We start from the raw sequence: 19673 nt of genomic DNA on the forward strand, positions 1-19673 counted from the left end.
GAAATAAATGGCAAAAAATACTTTTACACTAACAGATAATAGAAACGGTAATTCATACGAATATAACGTAATTGATGGAACAAGAGGACCAAGTGTTGTAGATATTTCTACATTCTATAAAGATTCAGGAATGTTTACTTATGACCCAGGTTATACATCAACTGCATCTTGTGATTCAAAAATCACATTTATTGATGGAGAAAATTCTGAATTAAGATATAGAGGTTATGATATTGCTGATTTAGCTGGTAAACACTCATTTTTAGATGTTTGTTACTTACTTATGAGAGGTTCTTTACCAACTGAAGATGCTTCAAAAAACTTCGATTTAGAAATTAGACATAGATCTTTTTTAAATGAAGGTTTAATTAGAATTTTTGATGCATTACCAGATGGAGCACATCCAATGGCAACTATGGGTGCAGCAACAATGGCACTTGCAGCATTCTATAAAGATCATTTAAATTTAGAAGATGATAAACAATTTAAAATAATGAGAAGAAGAATTGTTGCTAAAATGCCTACAATTGCTGCAATGGCATATAGAAACTCTATTGGTACTCCATTAATTTACCCAGATGTAAACAGATACTTTACAGAAAACTTCTTATATATGTTAAGAGCATATCCAGGTGGTTCTATGAAAAGACTTCCAGATGGAACTAATGAAGAAATTAAACAAATTGAAGTTGATGCACTTGATGCAATCTTTACATTACATGCTGATCATGAACAAAATGCATCTACAACTACTGTAAGAAATGTAGGTTCTACTGAAGCACATCCATATGTTGCAATTTCTTCAGGTATTGCTGCATTATGGGGTTCTGCTCATGGTGGTGCAAATGAAAAAGTAATGGATCAATTAAAAATGATTGGTGATATTAAAAATGTACCTTCATTTATTGCTAAAGCAAAAGATAGAAATGATCCATTTAGACTTATGGGATTTGGACATAGAGTTTATAAAAATAGAGATCCAAGAGCTGAGTGTTTAAAAGGTTTACAAGATCAACTAAGAGTTGAGTTAAAACTTGATTCTAAATTATTAGATATTGCTGCTGCTGTTGAAGAAGCTGCATTAAGTGATGACTACTTTAAAGAAAGAGGTTTATACCCAAATATTGACTTCTATTCAGGTGTTATCTTAACTGCATTAAAAATTCCAGTTGAAATGTTTACACCAATTTTCGTAATCGGTAGAACTCCAGGTTGGATTTCACAATGGTCTGAATTAAAACAAGATCCTAAGCATAAAATTGCAAGACCTAGACAATTATATACAGGTAACTAAGAATTAAAATAAACAAGTGTAAGGGGTAAAATAAATGAGTGAAATGGTAGAAATAACAGTCAATGGCGCACAAATGGAGGCTTCTAAAGGAAGTCTTCTAATTGATAAATTATTAGATGAAAATATTCATATTCCTCATTTTTGTTACCATCAAGCACTTGGTAAAGATGGAAACTGTAGAATGTGTATGGTTGAAATCGAAGGTCAAAAAAGACCTCAAATTGCCTGTGATACACCAATCAAAGATGGTATGATTATAAGAACTAAGGGTGAAAATATTGAAAAAGTTAGAAGAGATATATTAGAACTTGAACTTATAAATCATCCAATCGATTGTCCTACATGTGATCAAGCTGGAGAGTGTAAATTACAAGATTACTATATGGAATCTGGTTTTTATGACTCAAGAGTAAATACAGATACAAAAGTGAAAGCTAGAAAAAGAGTTGATTTAGGCTCTAATGTAATGCTTGACCAAGAAAGATGTGTACTTTGTACAAGATGTGTAAGATTCTGTTCTGATATTACAAAGACTAATGAATTAGGTGTAATAAATAGAGCTAATCATTCTGTTATTGGAACTTTCCCAGGACAAGAGTTAAGTAATCCTTATGCAATGAATGTTATTGATATTTGCCCAGTTGGAGCTTTAACAAACAAAGATTTTAGATTTAAACAAAGAGTTTGGTTTTTAGAAACTTTTGATGCTATTTGTAATGGTTGTTCAAAAGGCTGTAATATTTATGTTGATCATAGGAAAGAGAAATATAAAGATGACCAAATATTTAGATTTAGACCAAGAAGAAATGATACTGTAAATGGTTTCTTTATGTGTGATGAAGGAAGACTTTCATACGAAAATGAAGCTACTAATAGATTTACAACTCCTTTACTAGATAATGCTCAAACAGAAATAAGCAACACAATTACGAATATGTTCAAAGAGTTAACAACTCAAAAAAATATTCTTTTTGTATTAAGTCCAAATCTTTCTTATGAAGAAATACAAAATGTAAATAATTTAGCAAATAAATTAGAAGCAAAAGTATCGGGATATTCGCCAGATACTTTTGATGAAGATTTTAAAGATGATTATTTAAAAACAAATGATAAAACAGCTAATAGAGCTGCATTTAAAGAATTAGAAATAAATGAAGATGAGAAATATTTTAAAGATAGTTTAGATACTTCATCATTAGTAATTATTGTAGATAATAAATATTTTGATGAAAATTTAGATTTATTAAAAAATAAAAAAGTAATTTCTCTTTTTAGCCATAATTGTAAAACTATAGAAAATTCTGATATTGCTATTCCTATTTCATCATTTTATGAAAAATCAGGAACATATATAAATACAAATGGTACAAAACAAAAAGTGATTTCAAAGATTAATAAAGATAATCCAATGGAATCTATTACTACTATTATTGAACATTTAAAATCAATGATTGAAAAAGGAACTCTATGAGTAGTGCAATTGTAATAGCTGTAAATATAGCTCTTGCTGCATTTTTAGCAGTTGGTCTTACACCAGTTTTTGTATGGTGGGAAAGAAGGGTATCTGGTTTTATGCAAGATAGAACGGGTCCAAATAGATGTGGTATTGGTCCAATTAGGTTAGGTGGATTAATCCAAAGTTTTGCAGATATGTTAAAGCTAGTATTTAAAGAAGATTTTACTCCTACACATATTAAGTACAAATTCTTTTTTACAATAGCACCTGTAATTGTATTTTTCTGTTCTTTTTTAACATTTGCTACAATTCCTTTTGCTGATAATTTAGTTATTGATGGGCAATCTTTTATTATGTCTGCAATTCCAAATGAACTTGGAATCATGTGGTTCTTAGCATTTGCTGGACTTTCTATATATGGAATTATTTTAGGTGGTTATTCATCAAATAGTAAATATGGATTATTAGGTTCAATTAGAGCAGCAGCGCAAGTAATTTCTTATGAAGCAGCAATGGCATTAGCAATTATTTCAATGCTTTTATCATATGGTTCAATTCACTTAACAGATATTGTAAATGCACAAACAGGAACTTTCCTAGGTGTAATACCAATGTGGGGTATTTTTATACAGCCAATTGCTGCAATTATATTTATTGTGTGTTGTTTTGCTGAAACAAATAGAGCACCTTTTGATATAGCTGAGGGTGAATCTGAAATTGTTGCAGGGTATCATACTGAGTATTCTGCGATGAGATTTGGACTATTTCAAGTAGGTGAATATGCTGCTATGAGTGCAAGTGCTGCTATTATTGTTACACTTGTATTTGGTGGTTATCAAATACCTTGGTTAGATACACCAACTGTTCAAAATAATATGAACTATATTATGATGGCATTAATTGTAATTTTACCGATAAAAGTTTTCTTCTTAACAAAATGGATGAAGAAAAATAATAGATCAAAAAATAGTGAAGATAAATCAAGAGATTTAGAAACAAAAATACTTACTATTGCATTTTGGGGTATTTCGTTAGTTGTAGTTGCATTACTTGCAATTTTCTTAATTTTTGGTTTAGGTGAAAACGGTGTAAATATTGTAACTGCAGTTTTACAAATTGGAACATTCTTAGTTAAATTCTTTTTAATGGCATTTGTATTTATTTGGATTAGATGGACAGTATTAAGATTTAGATATGACCAATTACAAATGTTAGGATGGAAAGTATTATTACCACTAGCATTATTAAATATTGTTGTAACTGCGACATTTATCGTAGTTCAAGGGAGTTAAGATGGGAGTTAAAGTAGTACCAAGACATGGTAAATCATTTAAAGACAAATTATATCTTCCTGGAATAATAGGTGGAATGAAAACTACACTTAGCCATTTTACTAAAAACTTAAAAGATGTAAATAAGCTAAAAACAATGCAGTATCCAGAAGTTCAACCAACTGACTTAAATGAAAGATACAGAGGTGTTCATAGACTTACAAAATGGGAAGATGAAACTGAGAAATGTGTTGCATGTTATATGTGTGCAACTGCATGTCCAGCAGATTGTATTTTTATTGAAGCAGAAGAGAGATTTGATGAACATGATGAAAAAAGACCAAAAGAGTTTAAAATAGATTTACTTGAATGTGTTTTTTGTGGTTATTGTGTTGAAGCTTGTCCTTGTGATGCAATTAGAATGGATACAGGAATTTTTTCTTTTACAGCAAGTTCTAGAGAAGAGTTTGTTCTAGATAAAAAAGCACTAATGGCAAATGAAAGATCAAAGGATTTAGATAATGGTTGATATAGTATTTATAGCACTTGCATTCTTAGCAATTTCAGGTGCAATTGCAATGATTGTATATGCAAATCCTATGTATAGTGCACTTGGCGTTTTAATCTCAATGCTAAGTGTTGCAGGAATGTTTGCGCTTTTAAATGCAACTTTTTTATTCCTTGTACAAATTATTGTTTATGCAGGTGCAATTATGACACTTATTCTTTTTATCTTAATGTTCTTAAATATAAAAGAAGAAGATTTACCAAAGGAACCAAAGAAATTTCAATTAATTGCTTTTGGTGCAGTTATAATGATTCCTTTAAATATTTTAATTTTAAAAGCTGTTGCAAAGCTACCTTCAAAAGATTTTTCTATTTCAAGTAGCGATTTTGGAGATATTAAACCAATTGGTATGCAACTATATAATAACTGGTTATTAGCTTTTGAGTTAATATCAATTTTACTTTTAGTTGCATTAATAGGTTCAGTAGTACTTGCAAAAAAAAGAAACTCAAAAATTAAAAATCCAGGAGAAGAATCATGATTTCATTAACATCTTATGCATTTGTAGCAATGATGCTTTTTTCTATTGGAGTAATTGGTGTAATAGCAAGAAGAAATATCTTTGTTATTTACATGTCAATTGAAATGATGCTAAATGGAGTAAATTTATTTTTAGTTACTTTTGCTAGATATCATTTCAACATGGATCCACAAGTAATTACAGTAATGGTTATAGCAATAGCAGCAGCTGAAGCTGCAATTTTCCTTTCAGTAATTATTCTATTATTTAGATCAAGAAAATCACTTGATACAGATATTTTTAATACTTTAAAACAAGGAGAAAAATCATGAATACTTCCCTTTTAGTTTGGATTATTCTAGCTCCTTTAATTGGTGCAATATTAAATGCTGGATTTTACTTCTACCACATTAAAAAACAAAAAGTTTCTGAGTTAACATTTGCTTTAATTGGAACACTAACTCCTTTAATATCTTTTTTAATTACACTTAGCTTGTTTTTAAGAATGAATGAAGAGAATATTACATTTAAGCAAGATTTATTTACTTGGTTAGATATTGATAAATTACATATTGGAATGTCTTTACTAGGAGATAATCTATCAATATTTATGTCTATGTTTGTTACATTTGTAGGTTGGTTAATTCATATTTATGCAATTGGATATATGAGAGGCGATAATGGCTTTGGTAAGTTTTTTGCTTACTTTAACTTATTCTTAGCTTCTATGTTAATTTTAGTACTTGCAGATAACCCAATTATACTTTTCATTGGTTGGGAAGGTGTTGGAGTTTGTTCTTACTTACTAATTAAATTCTATTATGGAAAAGCAGAAAATGTAATAGCTGCAAATAAAGCATTTATTGTAAATAGAGTTGGAGACTTTGGTTTTATACTTGGAGTTGTAACTTTATTCTTTGCACTTGGTGAAGTTGACTTATCATTTTCTTCAATGGAAGCAAATATAGCAAATGCAAGTAGTGAATTATTAGTATTATCAGGTGTTTTACTTTTTATTGGGGCAATGGGTAAATCTGCACAAATTCCTTTATATGTTTGGCTTCCTGATGCAATGGCAGGTCCTACTCCAATTTCAGCTTTAATTCACGCAGCTACTATGGTAACTGCAGGTGTTTATATGGTTGCAAGATTTCACTTCCTTTATTCTGGAATTGAAGAGATTGGTTTATTAATAGCTTATATTGGTGCATTTTCAGCTCTTTTAGCTGCTATTATTGCAACAAGACAAACAGATATTAAAAAGATTCTTGCTTATTCAACTATGAGTCAATTAGGTTATATGTTTATAGCAGTTGGTCTTGGTTTTTATTCAACTGGACTTTTCCATGTATTTACTCATGCTTTCTTTAAAGCTATGTTATTTATGGGAGCTGGTGGAGTTATTCTTGCAGTTCATCATAGACAAAATATCTTTGATATTGCAAAACATAGAGCAACAACACCAATTATTAAATTTACTTTTCTGATTGGAGTAATAGCAATTTCAGGAGTTCCTTTCTTCTCAGGTTTCTTCTCAAAAGATGCAATACTAGCAGCTGCTTTCCAAGAAGGAGAATACTTAATTTGGGGAATTGCACTATTTACTGCATTTTTAACAGCATTTTATATGTTTAGATTATATTTTATTGTTTTCGTAGCTCCTACAAAACATGATGTAAAATATGAATATACATCAAGAACAATAACTATTCCACTACTATTATTAGCAGTAGGAGCAGTTGCTGCTGGATATTTAAATCTTCCAGCTGTTTTAGGTGGAGAGCATTTAGTTGATACTTGGTTAGCACAATTAAATTCAACTCCTATACATATGAGTCACTTAACAGAATGGATTTTAATGATTCTTTCTGTTGCAGTAGCTGGTTCTGGTATTTTTGTAGCATATAAGAAATATGCTAATTTTGATATTTACCATCCTGAAGAAGAGACGGGACTAATTGGTAGAAGATTTTATATTGATGAATTGTATGACTATTTATTTGTACAATCTTCAAAAAAACTATCTACTTTTATTGATAAAGTAATAGATGAAAAAATTATTGATGGTTTTATTATGCGCTCATCAAATAGTTTTGTAAACATTGGTAAAAAAGTTTCTTTATCTCAAAATGCGAATGTTAGATTTTATGCAGCCTTTATGCTTGTTGGAATGACTTGCATATTTATTTATTTATATATTAAGTTAGGATTATAGTATGAGCCCAGATATACTTTCATTTATAATATTTTTACCTGCTCTTGTTGCTTTTGCTTTAATGATTACAACTAAAGATGTAAACACAATTAGAAATATCGCTTTTTTAACAACTACAGTTATTTTAGCTCTAGTTTTAAAAATCTATATCGAGTTTATTCCAAGTGAAGGTATGCAGTTTGTTACGAATGTACCTTGGATTGAAACATATGGAATTAATTACTATGTTGGATTAGATGGTTTTTCTTTAACAATTTTAATGATGATTGCAATTTTAATTCCAACTGCTTACCTATTATTATGGGAAGGGAGAACTAAAGGATATTGGTTAAATATGCTTTTAGTACAAACAGGAGTTACAGGAACTTTACTATCTTTAGATATCGTACTATTTTACTTCTTCTGGGAAGTTATGCTTTTACCAGTATTTCTTATGATTGGTTCATATGGATTTGGAAATAAGATTTTTACAACAATAAAAGTAACTGTTTATACAATGGTAGGTTCACTACTTATGTTTGTTGCAATTTTATATCTTGGAGTTGCTTACTATAACGAGTTTGGAGTTTGGTCATTTGCATATAATGAACTAATGAAAATATCAACATTAGAGTATTCAACAAAAGTATGGTTATTCTTAGGATTCCTAGCTGCCTTTGCTATTAAAATTCCTATTTTCCCATTACATACTTGGATTATGGAAACATATAAAAATGCACCAACTGGTGCTGTTTTTCTTTTATCTTCAATTATGGCAAAACTTGGTGTTTATGCGATTGTAAGATTTATGATTCCAATTTTTCCTGAAATTTATATTGAATTCTCAGCATATTTTGTAGCAATTGGTTTATTTGGTCTTATTTACTTTGGAATTGCTGCACTTATGCAAGATGATATTAAAAGAATGTTTGCATATTCATCAGCATCTCACTTAAGTTTTATAGCTGCTGGTATTTTCTCTTTAAATGAATATGGTATTAATGGAGCACTTTACTTAATTATTGCTCATGCAATTGCAACTGGTGCACTATTTTTACTAGTTGGATTGATTCATGAGGAGACTGGTTTTAAAAGTATAAAAGATTTAGGTGGAATTGCAAAGCAAGCACCTATTTTAACTTTTATATTTGCAATAATGCTTTTTGCAAATGTTGGACTTCCAGGAACAAATGGATTTGTATCTGAACTATTAATTATTTTTGGTATTTATGAGTTTAATCATACACTTGGATATATTTCAGCAATTACTGTTGTTGTTGGTGCATCATATATGTTGTGGATGTTCCAAAGAGCAATACTACAAGATAGACCTGAGGGTGCTAGTGTTTTAAAAATGAGAGATTTAAAAATCAAAGAGATTGTAGGACTAGCTCCTTGGGTATTCTTAGTGTTTTTAATGGGTATTTATCCAGAAATTTTTATAAACAAATTTGAACCAACAGTTACTCATTACTTAAATGACATTTTACATATTGGAGCTTCAAAATGAGTCAATTTATATATTTAATTCCAGCAATTACTGTATTAGTTGGAGCTTTAACTCTTATGTTTATGAGTATGTATGAAAAATACAATGTTAAAAACTTTATTACAGTTTCATCTATTTTTCTTTTTATTGCTCTTGGTTTTTCAGCATTATTCTTTACTGAATCATATTCAGTTCAACCATATAATGACTTATTAAACAATGTTTTAATATTTGATACGTTTTCAAACTTCTTTAATATTCTACTAATACTTGGTACTATATTAACGCTATTAATAGGTGAACACTATTTCCAACATAGATCATATTTTAAAGGTGAATTTTTCTCAATTTTATTATTTGCACTATTTGGAATGATGTTATTAGCGCATACAAATGAACTAATTACTGCATATATTGCGCTTGAAATTGCATCTTTTTCTGTTTATATTATGGTTGGAGTTAATACAGAAGATTCAAAAAGAGTTGAGGCTATTTTTAAATACTTAGTATTAGGTTCATTTATTGGAGCATTTTATTTACTAGGAGTTGTATTAGTTTATGGAGCAACTGCAACTACAAACTTAAGTGAAATTGGAGCATTTATCTCAACACACTCTGGTGATGATATGATTTTAGTTTATATAGGATTAACACTAATTCTATTTACATTCCTATTTAAAATTGCAGCATTTCCATTCCAATCATGGGTACTTGATGTTTATAGAGGTGCGCCAATGGTTATTACAGCTTACATGGCATCAACTTTTAAAATTGCAATTTTCTCTTTTTTCATGAGAGCATTTTTACAAGACTTAGCACCAATTATTGATTTTTGGGATACGATTATATCAGTAATTATTGTATTAACACTTGTATTTGGTACATACTTAGCAGTTAGTCAAAATATTGTAAAAAGAATGTTAGCAGCATCATCAATTGTACATACTGGATATTTATTATTAGCATTTATTGCACTATCATATAAAGATGGAGAAATATTAAATATTGATTCTGCATATGCAACAATGTTCTATTTAATTGCATATTTATTATCAGCACTTGGAGCATTTGGTTTAGCTTCTCATATTATTTCAGAAACAAATGTAAGAGTTACATATGATGATTTTAAAGGTTTAGCACATGAAAGACCTTTCTTAGCAGCTATGATGACAATATTTTTATTCTCACTAGCAGGAATTCCTTCAACAATTGGATTTATTGGTAAGTTTTATGTATTCACTGAAGCTATAAATGCAGGATATATAGGACTTGCAGTTTTAGCAATTATTGCTACAATTGTTTCAGTTTACTACTACTTTAAATTAATTGCAATGATGTATTTTTACCCTGCGCCACTTACTTGTAGTATTGAAGGTTTTAATGATAAAAGAGTTTCAACTTATGCAATTGCATTTGTTGCAATTTTAACAATATTAGGTGGAGTTGGTTCAGCAATTGTCTTCTTTATTCCTATTTTAAATATTGATGCTATTATTGCATTAAGTCAAACTGCAGTTCAATCTTTATTTATAAAATAGAGTGTGTTAATAAGTAACACAACCTTTTATAAATACTTCAAATACACAATCAAAAATTGTACATAGTAAAAGCCCATATAATGGGCTCTTACTTCTAACTCTCGACTACTTCACTATTAAATTGTACAGTTCTAATACAAAGAGAAATAAACAAAAATGAAGTACCCTTTCGCTATTATAATGCTATTATAAAAAATTAATTTTATCACTGGAAAGGATTGAATATGAGTAACCTTATAGAAGGCTATTTAGGTAAAACAGTTGAGGGGAAGAAAAGTAGACTACCTGCTAAACTTGACTATTTACAAAGTGTTACAGGTGGATTTCTAGCATTATTCATGTGGGCACACATGTTACTAGTATCTTCGATATTAATATCTGAAGAATTCATGTATACAATTACAAAACTATTGGAAGCGAGTTTTATAATTGATGGAGGAAGCCCTCTTTTAGTTAGTATTACAGCTCTTGTAATATTTGTAATCTTTATTGCGCATGCAGGATTAGGTATGAGAAAATTACCTGGTAACTTTAAACAGTACCAAGTAATGAAAGCACACTCTAAGAATATGGATCATGACGATACTAAACTTTGGTTTACACAAGCAGGAACAGGTTTTACTATGTTCTTCTTAGGTTCTGTTCACCTATATATCATTATGACAAATTCAGATGCAATTGGTCCTTATGCATCAGCTGATAGAATCTGGTCTGAGTGGATGTGGCCTTTATATATTCTTTTATTAATTGCTGTTGAGTTACATGGAACAATTGGTCTTTATAGATTATGTGTTAAATGGGGTTGGTTTGACGGAGAAAATCCAAAAGCTACAAGAATTGCACTTAAAAAAGTTAAATGGGCATTAACTATATTCTTCTTAACATTAGGTTTCTTATCATTAGCAGCTTATATGAAAATAGGTTACGACCATGCAAAAGCTGGAAAAGTTGGTGAAAGATTTGTTCCTACTGCAAAAGTTATGGAATACAAAATAACAAATAAAACTATTGGAGGAATCGCATAATGAAAATTAATTACTGTGATGCACTTGTAATTGGTGGAGGACTTGCAGGTTTAAGAGCTGCAGTTGCTGCACAAAAAAAAGGTTTAAATACAGTAGTACTATCACTTGTACCTGTTAAAAGATCTCACTCTGCAGCTGCTCAAGGTGGTATGCAAGCATCTTTAGGAAACTCTAAGATGTCTGATGGAGATAATGAAGATTTACACTTTGCTGATACTGTAAAAGGTTCAGATTGGGGATGTGATCAAGAAGTTGCAAGAATGTTTGTACATACAGCACCAAAAGCAATTAGAGAATTAGCTGGTTGGGGTGTTCCTTGGACTAGAGTTAGAGAAGGTTCAAGAGAAGCTGTTATTAATGCTAAGAAAACAACTGTAACAGAAGATGCTGATAGACATGGTTTAATTATGTCTAGAGACTTCGGTGGTACTAAAAAATGGAGAACATGTTACACTGCTGATGCAACTGGACATACTATGTTATTTGGTGTTGCTAATGAAGCATTAAAACATGATGTTGATATTAGAGATAGAAAAGAAGCACTTTCTTTAATCCATGAAAATGAAAGATGTTATGGAGCAATTGTAAGAGATTTAATTACTGGTGAATTAGAAGCTTATGTTGCAAAAGGAACATGTATAGCAACTGGTGGATATGGAAGAGTATTTAAACAAACTACTAATGCTGTAATTTGTGAAGGTATTGGTGCAGCTATTGCACTTGAAACTGGAATTGCAACTTTAGGAAATATGGAAGCTGTTCAATTTCACCCTACTCCAATTGTACCATCAGGTATTTTATTAACTGAAGGTTGTAGAGGTGATGGTGGAATCTTAAGAGATGTTGATGGACATAGATTTATGCCAGATTACGAACCTGAGAAAAAAGAACTAGCTTCAAGAGACGTTGTTTCTAGAAGAATGATTGAACATATTAGAAATGGTAAAGGTGTTCCATCACCATATGGAGATCATATTTGGTTAGATATTTCTATTCTTGGTCGTGAGCATATTGAAAAGAACTTAAGAGATGTTCAAGAAATCTGTCAAATCTTTAATGGTATTGATCCTGCTGATGAGGGTAAAAAAGGTTGGGCTCCTGTTCTTCCTATGCAACATTACTCTATGGGTGGAATTAGAACAAAACCAACTGGTGAGTCTCAAAAATTAGCTGGTCTATTTGTTTGTGGTGAAGCATCTTGTTGGGATATGCACGGATTTAATAGACTTGGTGGAAACTCAGTATCTGAAACAGTTGTTGCTGGTATGATTGTTGGGAACTATTTTGCTGATTATTGTATTTCTAATGATGTAGTAATTGGAACAAAAACTGTTCAAAGCTTTATGGATGCTCAAGATAAATATCTTGATGAGATTTTAGCTTATGAGGGAAGCGAAGATATTTTTAGAATTAAAAATAGAATGCAAAACTTAATGGACGAAAAAGTTGGAATTTTTAGAGATGGAATTAGACTAGCTGAAGCGGTTAATGAATTAGAAGAGCTATTAATTAAAACAAAACAAATTAATGTTAAGTCTAAAGAAAGAGTTGGAAACCCTGAGCTTGAAGAAGCATATAGAGTTCCAAGAATGCTAAAAGTTGCACTATGTGTTGCTAAAGGTGCTAGAGAGAGAACTGAATCAAGAGGTGCTCACTATAGAGAAGATCACTTAAAAAGAGATGATGCAAATTGGTTAAATAGAACATTAACTTCTTGGCCAAATCCAAGTGATACACTTCCTACAATCACATATGAAGAATTAGATATTATGACTATGGAAATGCCTCCAGCATTTAGAGGTTATGGTGCTAAGGGTATGATTATTGAAAATGAATTATCAGAAAAGAGACAAGCTGTAGTTGATGAAACTGTAGAAAGAATGCAGGCTGAAGGTAAAGATAGACATGAAATTCAACATGAATTAATGCCATTTGATTTACCAATGAACTATAGAGAGAAAAATGAAAGAGTAGGAGACTTATAATGAGTATTGAAAAAGGTAGAGAAATAACAATATCAGTTCTTAAATTTAATCCACGATCTAAGGTTTCTAAACCTCATTTCGTTGATTATAAATTAGAAGAAACTCCAGGAATGACTCTTTTTATTGCATTAATGAAAATTAGAGAAGAGTATGACCCAGATTTATCATTTGACTTTGTATGTCGAGCTGGAATTTGTGGTTCTTGTGGAATGGTAGTAAATGGTAAACCTGCACTTGCTTGTAGAACACTAATTGCAAACTATCCAACTGGAAACTTACAGTTAATGCCAATGCCAGCGTTTGAGCTTATCAAAGATTTATCAGTTAATACTGGTAAATGGATGGATGCAATGTCTAAAAGAGTTGAATCTTGGATTGTTGATAATGGTGAAGAAAATGATATTACAAAACTTGAAGAGAGAGTTGATCCAGATGTAGCTGATGCAACTTTTGAACTTGACAGATGTATTGAGTGTGGAATTTGTGTTGCTTCTTGTGGTACTAAACTTATGAGACCAGATTTTGTTGGACCTGTTGGACTTAACAGAGTTGCTAGATTTGAAGTAGATCCTCATGATAAAAGAACTGCAGAAGATTTCTATGAATTAATCGGTGATGATGATGGAATCTTTGGTTGTATGTCTTTATTAGCATGTGAAGACCACTGTCCAAAACACTTACCATTACAAAATAAAATTGCTTACTTAAGAAGAAAATTAGTAGCATTAAGATAATTACGAAAGAGGTTTTTCCTCTTCGTATTTTCATTAGTAATTGTATAAAAAGTTAAGTATCAATCCTTTGATATTTAACTTTTTGTATTTTAGGGAGATATAATGAGCTTAGCTAATGACTACTTTTTACTTTATCATGGGATAACATTTGAACAAAATTTAGATGTTGAACCTATTGATACAAACATAACAAATGATATATTTTCAATTTATGCTTTAATATTAAGCACGACTAGAAAAAATTGTGATAAATTTTTACCATTAACATCATTTAAAACTTATTGTCAACAATTAAATGTAAAAACACCATCTAATATTAGTGAGTTAAATCACCTACAACATAATATTGTTGAAAATATTAAGGAAACTAAATCAAAAGAGTTTATTGATACTTTGCATGAGTCTTTTGATTATCTTAAAAAAGCAGAAATTGTAAATAATGATGATTATCAAAAACTAGTTTCACTTTTTGACCATAAAGAGTTAGATATAAATAGTGAAGATATTATTTTAGAAGATAGTAATGAAAAAAAATCGAAATCATCTTTTAAAGAATTAAAACCTATCTTAGAAAATATTATAGATGAAATAAAATCTTTAACAAAAAATGAAACTACTTTAAGCGAATTAATTCAAACAAAAGATTATCTAAATAACCAAAAGTTCTCTATAGGAATCACAGGTGTTATGAATGCTGGTAAATCTACTATGTTAAATGCTTTAATGGGTAGAGAAATCTTAGGTAGTGCCGTTGTACCTGAAACTGCAAACTTAACAGTTGTAAAACATAATACTCGTGAAAAAGCAAAAGTATTTTATTGGAATACTCAAGAATGGGGAAAAATTGAAACAGCTGCTTTAGAACTTGAATCAATGAGAGAATATGTAAATGAAACAATTGAAACATTTGGAGATGAATTAAGTACATATATAAAAAAAGAGTCAAGATATGATGAAGTTGAAATAAATGACCTTTCTTTATATACATCAGCAGAAGCTAGTAATAAAAAATGTAACCTAGTAAAATATGTAGAATTAGGTTCAAATTTAGATTTTCTATCAGATGGTATTGAAATAGTGGATACTCCAGGATTAGATGATCCTGTTATTCAAAGAGAAGAGATTACAAAAGAGTATATATCTCAGTGTGACATGATGCTTCATCTTATGAACGTATCTCAAAGTGCGACACTAAAAGATGTTGAATTTATAATTGATGCCCTACTTTATCAAAATATTTCAAAATTATTAGTAGTAATTACAAGAGCTGATACTGTTTCAAAAGAGCAATTAGATGAAGTAATCTCTTATACAAAATCTTCAATAGAAAAACAATTAAAAGCTCAAAATAAAGATTCACAACTTGACTATATTTTAAAAACAATTAAGTTTATTCCAATCTCAGGAAAAATGGCTTTATTACATAGAACAGGAAGAGAACAAGAAGCCTTAGATGCAGGATTTACATTAGAAGATACTGGTATTTTAGAGATTGAAAACTATTTAAATGAAACACTTTTTGGTTCTAGTTCACAAAAGGGTGAAATTATCATCCAATCTGCTAAAACACAGCTTTTAAAAACATTAGATAAAAAAAATCTATCTTTAAACTATGAATTAAAACTTTTATCAAAATCAAAAGAAGAGTTGGAAGTTGAGTTAAAAGAGTTTGAAAAGAAGAAAATAGTAAATAAAAGAATATTTGATGCAATGAATGAAGATATTATTTATTATAAAAATGATGCTAAGAATTATATAGAATCACTTGAAACTTTTTTAGAAAGTGAATTAGTTGATCTTCAAACTGTTATAAAACAAAGAGTAATTTCAGATGTTAGATATAGTTTTGAAAAAACAAAAAAAAGACCTGAAAACTCTAGAATTAAAGTTATTGTTGAAACAGCAATTAAAGATGGAATTATTGATGTTATTAGAGATTACAGATATAAATTTATTGTAAAATCACAAAGTATTGGTGAACAATGTGAGCAAAAATATCAAGATTTTGGTTTTGTAATGGGTCATAAAAATGATAACTTTGATGCAAGAGGATTTTTTCAAGATGACTTTAAATCAGGGTTTTTAACTTCTAATAATGAGATTCTAATTTCTCAAATAACAGGAGCTGTTTCTAAGTCAAAAGCTACTAAATTAAATGAGCTTGATAGAGAAATAGAGAACTTTATCAAAGGTCAATTTGAGGGTATTGAACAAAATATAAAAACTAAGGCAAATAAAGTTTCAAACCATTTAGTTGAAACATTTTTTGAAACATTAAACGCACCATTAAATAGAGTTAAACAAAAACTTCAAGATGAAGAGAACATTTTACAAAAACAAATTGAATCTTTCGAAGATAATGATAAAAATAGAGCAAATTTATCTATTGATATTCATAAAAAAATAAAAAATCTAGATCAAATTTCTACTAATATTAAAGGACTAAAATAATGAGTGCAAATTTAAAAATATTAGATAGTTTTATTAATGAGTTTAAAAATACATACAAAGAAGTTGAAGTTGTGTATGATGAGGGATTATTAGGGGATATTAAAAAAATCCAAGATCGACTTCTTGATCAAAAGTTTTTTCCTTCAAAACAATTAGAGAGCATTTTACAAAAGCAAATTAGACGTGCGAGATTTCCAATGGAAGTTGCAATAACGGGACAATTCTCTGCTGGTAAATCAACATTTTTAAATGCCCTACTTTCAAAAAATATTCTTCCAACTGGAATTACTCCAGTTACTTCAAAAGTAAATTTTATTAGTTATGGAGAAGAGTATAAACTAAAAATCACTTATTATTCAGGAGCTCAAGAATATGCTCCAATAGAAGCAATAGCAGATTTTACAGACCAAAGGTCTGAGGATATGAAAGATATTAAATATCTTACTTTATATGCACCTATGGATATATTAAAAGAGATATCTTTTGTAGATACTCCTGGACTTAACTCACAATCTCAAAGTGATACAGATACAACAAGAAGTGTACTAAGAGATGTTGGTGGAATTATTTGGCTAACACTTATTGATAATGCAGGAAAGCAATCAGAAGCAAAAGTTCTAGAAGAGTATATGCAACTTTTTAAAGATAAATCTTTATGTGTTTTAAATCAAAAAGATAAATTTTCACAAGAGCAAATAGAAACTACTACAAAATATGTATCAGAAAAATTTGGTAAATATTTTGCACAAGTAACTCCCATCTCAGCTAAAATGGCATTAGATGCAAGAGCCTTACAAAAAACTGTACTTATTGAAGATTCGGTTGATGCAATTTTAAAAGATTTTAAAAAAGATTTAAATGAAAATTTAAATGCCAATACTTTAGATTTCTTTGAAGAAAAATATGATGTTTTTCAAAATAAATTAAAAGAGATTAAATACTCAGATATATCATCAAATTTAAAACTATTAGAAGAATCAAATATTCAAGAAGTATTAGATTTTATAGAACATGAAATGAGACCAAAAGCAGCAGAAGCAAAAGAGTATGCAATTAAAAAAGATTTAAAAGGTGTCTGTGATATTTTAATCAAAGAGTACCAAACTATTATTGGAGTATATGATGCTTTATGTAATGTTTTAAAATCTTGTGAAGAAAAAGTACTTAAACAATTTGATGAGATTCATAGTAAGCACTCAAAAGAGTTATTTACAATTTATAACTCACTTGAAAGTATTATGGAAAAAGTTGCAAGTGAAACTTATAAAAATATTCAAAGAAAGCCTGCTTTTAGATTTGAAGAATCTTCAGGAGGATTTTTAAAGTCTGAAAAAATTGAAAAAATTCAGTTTGAAACTTACTGGATAAATGCCGATAATATTTATAAAAACCTATTTTATGATGACCAAACTATTGATAAAATGTTTAAAAGGTCAATTAAGCTTCTTAAAAATGTTGAGCTAAATACGGATGAGGCATTCAGAGAAGTTTACAGACATATCAAAACAGAAGTAAGAAAATGGCAAGAACCATATGAGCTTATTAAAAAACACAGAGAAATTGCATCTGATAGTGAGTTTTCAAATACAAGACACTTTGCTGCAAAAGTATATGAAAATGTACTAAGATCATATCATAGAGCTATTTTAGAAAATATTTCTGCTTTAAGAAAAAAGTTTGCTTACTTTAATGGAGCATTATCGTATTCATATATTCAAACTACACAAGCAACTATTGCACACTTTGAAGAACAAATTCATGAATCAGAAGAGTTATACAAAAAAGAACCAACTAGGTTTGCAATACAACATCCAAGGGAAGATGAAATTTTAGCAAAACTAAAAGCAAATTTTGGTTTTGATAAAATCGAAGATTTCTTAACTTCAAGAAGAAACTATTTATTTAAAATTGCGAAATATTCAAAAGAACAATATTTAGATATAAATGAAGATAGAATAAACTTTGTAAAATCAAAAGAAGCAGAATATGTTCAAAAAATTAAAGATTTAGAAAAAATAAAAGAGGAAGTTTAAAATTGAGACTTCTTGCTTTATTATGTGTTTTTTTAACTCTAAATTTAAATGCCCAAGACTCTAATCTTGATATTAAATTTTTTGGAACATTAGGTGGAGTTTATAATGACAATAATAAATATCTATATACAAAAGGTCCTCATAGTAAAGATGGTTCATCAAAAAAAATAAATACTTATGTAGATAGTATAGTAGGAACTCAAGCAACATACAAATTTAATGATAACTTCTCTTTAATATCTCAAGGAATAATCAAAAAAGATGATTTTGGAGATACAGATCCTGCAATTGATTGGGGTTATTTAAAATATGATTCAAATGAAAACTTTATTTTTAAATTAGGTCGAATTAAACTACCTTATTATAAAAACTCTAATAACAATAATATTGGTTATTCTAAATTAATGATTAGAGAGCCTATTGAAGTATATGGACAAATGCCTTTTGATATATACAATGGGGTAGAGTTTATTTACTCAAATATTATCAACAAATACTTCTATACAATTCAAGGAAGTTATGGACAAGAAAAGTTTGATATTCCAATTCAAACACTAAATGAAGTTTTTGAAAATGAAATAAAAGATTTAAAAGCAATAAATTTCACTTTTGGAAATGACAATATTGAAGCTAGAGCTTCATATTTACATGGAAAGATATCTAGTTCTAGCTCAAGTATAGATACACTATTTTCAAGTTTAAGACAATATAACTTAAATGATTTAGCTAGTGAATATGAAATGAAAGATAAAAATGCCGAGTATTTTGGTTTAGGTTTATTTATTGATTATGAAAATTATATATTTTCAAGTGAATATGGAAAAAGAAAAGTTGATTCTTTTTACTTAGGTACCTCTGGTTTTTATACAACATTAGGATATAGATTTGGCTCTTTAATTCCATATTTTACCTATGCAAAAGTAAAAATGATTAAAGATACAAACATAGATAGTATTTCAAATGATTTAAACTATTTAGTAGGAATTCAAAATGTTGCTCAAGATACAAAAACACTAGGTTTTAAATATCATATAAACCAAAATATTGATTTTAAATTTGAGTATCAAAGAATTAGACCTAGAGGTCTTAATGGTGGGTTTAATCTAAATCCTACAGGTGATTATGAAAATTCAAACTCTAATATCTATTCTTTTGTAATAGATTTTGTTTTTTAA

At 29.2% G+C, this 19673-nt stretch carries 15 protein-coding genes; all 15 read left to right on the forward strand.

The features are described 5' to 3' along the window. The first annotated feature begins 7 nt into the window (after positions 1-7). Positions 8-1294 carry a citrate synthase gene (locus GBG18_RS08785; RefSeq protein ID WP_152190289.1) on the forward strand — a complete coding sequence of 429 codons (1287 nt, stop codon included), beginning with the start codon at positions 8-10 and terminating at the stop codon, positions 1292-1294. A gap of 34 nt (positions 1295-1328) precedes the next feature. Further along, positions 1329-2765: an NADH-quinone oxidoreductase subunit G gene (locus tag GBG18_RS08790; RefSeq protein WP_152190290.1), complete on the forward strand. Its 1437-nt coding sequence runs from the start codon at positions 1329-1331 to the stop codon at positions 2763-2765. After that, complete coding sequence (locus GBG18_RS08795; protein ID WP_152190292.1) at positions 2762-4042, forward strand: complex I subunit 1/NuoH family protein; 1281 nt, start codon at positions 2762-2764, stop codon at positions 4040-4042. The genes GBG18_RS08790 and GBG18_RS08795 overlap by 4 nt, the downstream gene beginning before the upstream one ends. Before the next feature lies 1 nt (position 4043). Continuing rightward, complete coding sequence (locus tag GBG18_RS08800; protein ID WP_152190294.1) at positions 4044-4550, forward strand: NuoI/complex I 23 kDa subunit family protein; 507 nt, start codon at positions 4044-4046, stop codon at positions 4548-4550. Then, positions 4543-5070: an NADH-quinone oxidoreductase subunit J family protein gene (locus GBG18_RS08805; protein WP_152190296.1), complete on the forward strand. Its 528-nt coding sequence runs from the start codon at positions 4543-4545 to the stop codon at positions 5068-5070. Before GBG18_RS08800 ends, GBG18_RS08805 begins: the two co-directional genes overlap by 8 nt. Further along, positions 5067-5381: an NADH-quinone oxidoreductase subunit NuoK gene (gene nuoK / locus GBG18_RS08810; RefSeq protein ID WP_152190297.1), complete on the forward strand. Its 315-nt coding sequence runs from the start codon at positions 5067-5069 to the stop codon at positions 5379-5381. Before GBG18_RS08805 ends, nuoK begins: the two co-directional genes overlap by 4 nt. After that, the gene (nuoL, locus tag GBG18_RS08815) at positions 5378-7264 is read left to right on the forward strand and encodes an NADH-quinone oxidoreductase subunit L (RefSeq protein WP_152190299.1); all 1887 of its coding nucleotides are present in this window, start codon (positions 5378-5380) and stop codon (positions 7262-7264) included. The genes nuoK and nuoL overlap by 4 nt, the downstream gene beginning before the upstream one ends. Position 7265: 1 nt before the next feature. Further along, positions 7266-8753: a complex I subunit 4 family protein gene (locus GBG18_RS08820; RefSeq protein WP_152190301.1), complete on the forward strand. Its 1488-nt coding sequence runs from the start codon at positions 7266-7268 to the stop codon at positions 8751-8753. After that, the gene (locus GBG18_RS08825; RefSeq protein ID WP_152190302.1) at positions 8750-10270 is read left to right on the forward strand and encodes an NADH-quinone oxidoreductase subunit N; all 1521 of its coding nucleotides are present in this window, start codon (positions 8750-8752) and stop codon (positions 10268-10270) included. The genes GBG18_RS08820 and GBG18_RS08825 overlap by 4 nt, the downstream gene beginning before the upstream one ends. Before the next feature lie 224 nt (positions 10271-10494). Continuing rightward, a complete protein-coding gene (locus GBG18_RS08830) occupies positions 10495-11295 on the forward strand; it encodes a fumarate reductase cytochrome b subunit (protein WP_152190304.1) in 801 nt (266 codons plus the stop codon). Continuing rightward, the gene (locus GBG18_RS08835; protein WP_152190306.1) at positions 11295-13280 is read left to right on the forward strand and encodes a fumarate reductase flavoprotein subunit; all 1986 of its coding nucleotides are present in this window, start codon (positions 11295-11297) and stop codon (positions 13278-13280) included. The genes GBG18_RS08830 and GBG18_RS08835 overlap by 1 nt, the downstream gene beginning before the upstream one ends. Beyond that, positions 13280-14014 (forward strand): fumarate reductase iron-sulfur subunit, encoded by a 735-nt coding sequence (locus GBG18_RS08840; RefSeq protein WP_152190308.1) that lies wholly within the window; start codon positions 13280-13282, stop codon positions 14012-14014. Before GBG18_RS08835 ends, GBG18_RS08840 begins: the two co-directional genes overlap by 1 nt. Positions 14015-14116: 102 nt before the next feature. Further along, positions 14117-16465, forward strand: a complete 2349-nt coding sequence (locus GBG18_RS08845) for a dynamin family protein (RefSeq protein ID WP_152190310.1) — start codon at positions 14117-14119, stop codon at positions 16463-16465. Continuing rightward, positions 16465-18498: a dynamin family protein gene (locus GBG18_RS08850; RefSeq protein ID WP_152190312.1), complete on the forward strand. Its 2034-nt coding sequence runs from the start codon at positions 16465-16467 to the stop codon at positions 18496-18498. Before GBG18_RS08845 ends, GBG18_RS08850 begins: the two co-directional genes overlap by 1 nt. 2 nt (positions 18499-18500) lie before the next feature. Next, on the forward strand, positions 18501-19673 hold the full coding sequence (locus GBG18_RS08855; protein ID WP_152190314.1) for a hypothetical protein: 1173 nt from the start codon (positions 18501-18503) through the stop codon (positions 19671-19673).

Origin of the sequence: Poseidonibacter ostreae, from assembly GCF_009208075.1 — a bacterium.
In the GTDB taxonomy this organism is placed as follows: domain Bacteria; phylum Campylobacterota; class Campylobacteria; order Campylobacterales; family Arcobacteraceae; genus Poseidonibacter; species Poseidonibacter ostreae.

Bases quoted from the DNA above. Each gene is read 5' to 3' on its own strand.
- GBG18_RS08825 (WP_152190302.1), top strand. From the start codon at position 8,750: ATGAGTCAATTTATATATTTAATTCCAGCAATTACTGTATTAGTTGGA.
- GBG18_RS08800 (WP_152190294.1), top strand. From the start codon at position 4,044: ATGGGAGTTAAAGTAGTACCAAGACATGGTAAATCATTTAAAGACAAA.
- nuoL (WP_152190299.1), top strand. From the start codon at position 5,378: ATGAATACTTCCCTTTTAGTTTGGATTATTCTAGCTCCTTTAATTGGT.
- GBG18_RS08805 (WP_152190296.1), top strand. From the start codon at position 4,543: ATGGTTGATATAGTATTTATAGCACTTGCATTCTTAGCAATTTCAGGT.
- GBG18_RS08795 (WP_152190292.1), top strand. From the start codon at position 2,762: ATGAGTAGTGCAATTGTAATAGCTGTAAATATAGCTCTTGCTGCATTT.
- nuoK (WP_152190297.1), top strand. From the start codon at position 5,067: ATGATTTCATTAACATCTTATGCATTTGTAGCAATGATGCTTTTTTCT.
- GBG18_RS08830 (WP_152190304.1), top strand. From the start codon at position 10,495: ATGAGTAACCTTATAGAAGGCTATTTAGGTAAAACAGTTGAGGGGAAG.
- GBG18_RS08785 (WP_152190289.1), top strand. From the start codon at position 8: ATGGCAAAAAATACTTTTACACTAACAGATAATAGAAACGGTAATTCA.
- GBG18_RS08820 (WP_152190301.1), top strand. From the start codon at position 7,266: ATGAGCCCAGATATACTTTCATTTATAATATTTTTACCTGCTCTTGTT.
- GBG18_RS08835 (WP_152190306.1), top strand. From the start codon at position 11,295: ATGAAAATTAATTACTGTGATGCACTTGTAATTGGTGGAGGACTTGCA.
- GBG18_RS08850 (WP_152190312.1), top strand. From the start codon at position 16,465: ATGAGTGCAAATTTAAAAATATTAGATAGTTTTATTAATGAGTTTAAA.
- GBG18_RS08840 (WP_152190308.1), top strand. From the start codon at position 13,280: ATGAGTATTGAAAAAGGTAGAGAAATAACAATATCAGTTCTTAAATTT.
- GBG18_RS08845 (WP_152190310.1), top strand. From the start codon at position 14,117: ATGAGCTTAGCTAATGACTACTTTTTACTTTATCATGGGATAACATTT.
- GBG18_RS08790 (WP_152190290.1), top strand. From the start codon at position 1,329: ATGAGTGAAATGGTAGAAATAACAGTCAATGGCGCACAAATGGAGGCT.